The 4,511-nt window shown below is 38.5% G+C and carries 1 protein-coding gene and 1 pseudogene; one reads left to right on the forward strand and one right to left on the reverse strand.

Going from position 1 to position 4,511, the window contains the following annotated elements:
- Positions 1–4,247, forward strand: a 4,247-nt coding sequence (locus tag F6K18_RS35740; RefSeq protein ID WP_287528082.1) for a hypothetical protein, incomplete at its 5' end; no start/stop codon positions are given.
- 138 nt (positions 4,248–4,385) lie between these two features.
- On the opposite strand, the pseudogene F6K18_RS35745 reads toward F6K18_RS35740, so the two are convergent.
- Positions 4,386–4,511, reverse strand: a pseudogene (locus F6K18_RS35745) (IS630 family transposase); the annotation flags it as partial.

Raw genomic sequence — 4,511 nt, forward strand, 5'->3', positions numbered from 1 at the left:
TCTATAACTATTATTATGAAAAACAAACAATTACAACATCTACTGAAGAAGATATAGACGATAAATTACTTTGTCCCTATCAAGGTTTATATCACTTTAACTCAGAAAATGCCGAATATTTCTTTGGCCGCGAAGTATTTATTGAAGAACTCTATCAATATACAGAAACTCGTAATTTTATTCCCGTATTAGGTGCGTCAGGAAGTGGCAAATCTTCAGTTATTTTAGCAGGATTAGTACCAAAATTAGTCAAAGCTGGACATTGGCAATTTACCCATTTTCGTCCAGGAACAGACCCATTTATTGCTTTAGCTCAAGCATTAGTTCCACTCTACGAACCAAATCTCGATCGAACAGACAGCATGGCTCAAGCTCGGAAATTATCAGGATATTTTCAAGATAATACAGTTCCATTATCTGATGTTTTTGCCACAATTCAACATAATAATCCTAATTATCGCACCTTACTAATTGCCGACCAATTTGAGGAAGTTTACACCCTTTGTAATGATGAACAAACCCGCCGGAAATTTATTGATACTCTCTTATATACATTCCGGTATTTCACCAAACAATCATCCTTATCAACAGTATTAGTTGCCACAATGCGGGCAGATTTTTTAGGTAATGTATTATCTTATCCACCATTAGCTGATGTCTTGCGAAATGGGGATGTAAAAATCCGTTCCATGAACTCAAAAGAACTAAGAGAAGTTATTGAAAAACCTGCTCAAAAATTAGGTATCAATTTTGAAAGCGGACTGGTAGAACGTATTCTTGAAGATGTAGACAAAGAACCAGGAAATTTACCCTTATTAGAATTTGCTTTAACAGAACTTTGGAAACAACGCAAAAGCAAACAATTAACTCATAAAGCTTATGAAGAAATAGGTCAAGTTTCTGGTGCATTAACTCGTTATGCTGATGACAAATTTAGTAAACTTAAACCAGAAGAGCAAGAGCAAGTCCATAGAATTTTTGTGCAGTTAGTACGACCCGGAGAAGGCACAGAAGACACCCGACGAGTGGCAACTAAAGCAGAATTAAACCAGACATGGAATTTAGTCAAAAAATTAGCTGATGATCGGTTGGTGGTCACCAGTCGTACTGTTATTACCAGTGAAACAGAAAATAATTCTGGGCAAGAAACTGTTGAAGTTGTCCATGAAGCCTTAATTAGAAATTGGGGTCAACTAAAAGAATGGATGGAAAATGATCGAGAATTTCGTGCATGGCAAGAACGACTGCGGGGTTTTATGCGTCAGTGGCAAGAAATGGAGCGAGATGAGGGACAACTATTACGGGGGGCGGCACTCGCTCAGGCCCAGGAACAACTCAAAGACCGTCGCGATGAACTTTCAGAAAAAGAACAAGAGTTTATTCGAGAGAGTGTGAAATTTCGCGATCGAAAACGGCAACGGAATATTGTGGCAGTTACTAGCAGTTTTGTTTTGATATCAGTTTTGGCTGGAGTTGCTGCGTTCGGATGGAGACGTGCTACTGTTAACAACTGGAATACCAAAATTAGAAATAAGTTTGAGAGTCTAAAAGACAGTTTCAATTCTACTCAAACATGGGATACACTCGTTAACGGTATTAAGCTGGGGAAAAAATTAAAAAATGCTGGTTGGGCAGAACCTCAGACTAGACTATTAGGTGTAGATACATTACGAGAGATAATTTCTACCCCTGGGAAGATGGAATATAATCGTTTAAATCACGATAACGAAGTTATTAGCGTAGCATTCAGCCCCACAGAAGACCTCATTGCCACTGCAGGTAGCGATAACATTGCTAAACTCTCGAAAGCAGATGGTACTTTGGTTGCAATTCTAGAGCATGGCAGAACAGTCTATAGAGCAGTTTTTAGTCCTAAGGGAGACTTGGTTGCCACTGCGAGTAGAGATAACACAGCTAAAATTTGGAAATCTCAAGATGGCAGTTTAGTAGCAACCTTAAATCACGATAACGAAGTTACCAGAGTAGTGTTTAGCCCCAACGGAGACTTTGTTGCCACTGCGAGTAAAGATAACACAGCCAAAATTTGGAAATCTGATGGCACTTTCGTAAAAACTCTAACAGGACATACAGGAGAGCTTCGTAGTATTGCCTTCAGCCCAAAAGGAGACCTTATTGTTACTGGAAGTGGAGGTAAAGATGACACAGCCAAAATTTGGAAATCTACAGATGGTAGTTGGGTAGATGGTAGTTTGGTTGCAACTCTTCCTGCTGAGGGGAATGTATATGATATTGAATTTAGCCCCAAAGGAGACCTCATTGCTACTGGAGATGGGGGTGGTAAAGTCAAACTTTGGAAACCTGATGGTAACGCAGTAAAAACCCTTGAAGGACACAAAAAATTAGTCTTTGATGTTGCTTTCAGTCCTAACGGAGACCAAATTGCTTCTGCTAGTTTTGACAATAAGGTCAAACTCTGGAAAATTGATGGTACTCTCTTAGATACCCTCTCTCATGCCGATAAAGTTTATAGTGTTGTATACAGCAAAAACGGCGAACAAATAGCTAGTGCTAGTGAAGATAATACCGTCAGAATTTGGAAACCAGATGGTACTCTTGTAGACACTCTTCAAGGACACAACAAAAAAATTTATAGCATTGCCTTCAGTCCCAAAGGAGACTTAATAGCGAGTGCTAGTGCTGACCAAACAGTAAGACTTTGGAATACTATTCCTTATCAAGATACGTTCGGAAAAAGCCAACTTGATAATTATCATTGCAGGCGTGTTGCCATTAGTCCTAATAACCTCATTGCTTTGGGTTGTTATTACGAAAATACACTTCAACTGCGAAAACTTGACGGTACTATAATACAGCCTAACATCACACACAATAATTGGATAACAGATGTCGCCTTTAGTCCTAACGGTGAGTTTATCGCTACCATCACCCATCGCGGTATAGCCAAACTCTGGAAACCTGATGGTACAAAAGTTATTGACCTAACCGATCAAGAATTACGCGATCGCAACTCTTATAATATTGCCTTCAGTTCCAAGGGCAATTTTATTGTTGCGGGTCTAAACAAAAAAGTAAAACTATGGAAAGTTGATGGTAATTTAGTTGAAGAATTCCTAGAAATAGACACAAAACATGGCCATCAAATTACCGATGTTGCCATCAGTCCCAAACAAGACCTCATTGTTACTACCAGTCTAACCGGGACTGCAAAAGTATGGAAATTTGATGGAGATAGACTCAAACTACTCAATACATTTCAAGAACACAAAGGCTCTATTTACAGTATTGCTTTCAGTCCCCAGGGAGACCTCATTGCTACTGCTAGTCGAGATACGACTGTCAAACTCTGGACTCCTAATGGAACAGTCAAATATACTTTGAGTGGGCATACTGGTTCAGTGCTTGGTATTGTTTTTAATTCTAAGGGAGACTTAATTGCTACAGCAAGTAATGACAAAACAGTCAGAGTTTGGAAATCTGATGGCACTCTACTACTTACTCTTAGCGGTCATACAGAACAGGTTGAGAGTCTGGCTTTTAACCCTAATAATAACCAGATAGTTTCAATTAGTGATGACAAAACTATTAGACTATGGAATTTAGACATCGACGAGTTACTAGCAAGGGGTTGCGACTGGGTGGATGACTATCTCAAAAGTAGACCTGAAGATTATCCTAATAAGCATCTGTGTGATGATGTTAAACCTTCAGCACAACTTTTCCTAGAAAAAGGTAACAGAATAGTAACCAATAATGGCGATGTTGAAGGTGCTGCTGCTGAATATCGCAAAGCGTTAGAACTAAATCCTAATTTGAAGTTTGACCCATTAACAGAAGCCAAAATTATTGCAGCTCCAGGCGTCCGGGATGAAGGGGGAATATTAGCAAAAGAAGGAAAAATTAAGGAAGCAATTCGTGCTTATAATGTGGCTCAAGAGTATCATCCGAATTTACAAATTCTTGGCAAACACTGGGATAAACTCTGTCGATACGGTAGCTTATATGGTCATGGCACAGATGTTATGTTTGCTTGTGATCATGCAGTAGAACTTCAGCCAGAAAATGCACAGTTTAGGGATAGTAGAGGTTTGGCCAGAGCATTAACGGGTGATTTTAACGGTGCTGTTGAAGATTTTGAAGCGTTTATTAAGCAGGTAAAAAACACTGAACAAAAAGCACAACGACAGCTTTGGATTGAATCTCTGAAAAAAGATGAAAATCCCTTTACGCCAGAAGTTTTAAACAGCATTATTTTAAACATGATATAAGTTAGGTCAATGTGTATTTTTTTGCACATCTCAGAACAGCAGCAGAATTTTTTGTGACAATTGATACACATTATCGCTCCTCATCCATAAATACATTAATAATGAGAATATATAGTTATTTAACTTAAGAGTGAGACATTAAGCTACACAATAATCACGGATTATTTCATCTAAAGATTTATGGGTAGGAGCATACATTATGGCTCTTTTTAATGCACTGAAATCATGTTCTTAATCATTTAAATCAGGAGAATATTTGGGCAG

The sequence above is a fragment of the Okeania sp. SIO2C2 genome (genome assembly GCF_010692625.1).
Taxonomy (GTDB): Bacteria; Cyanobacteriota; Cyanobacteriia; order Cyanobacteriales; family Microcoleaceae; genus Okeania; species Okeania hirsuta.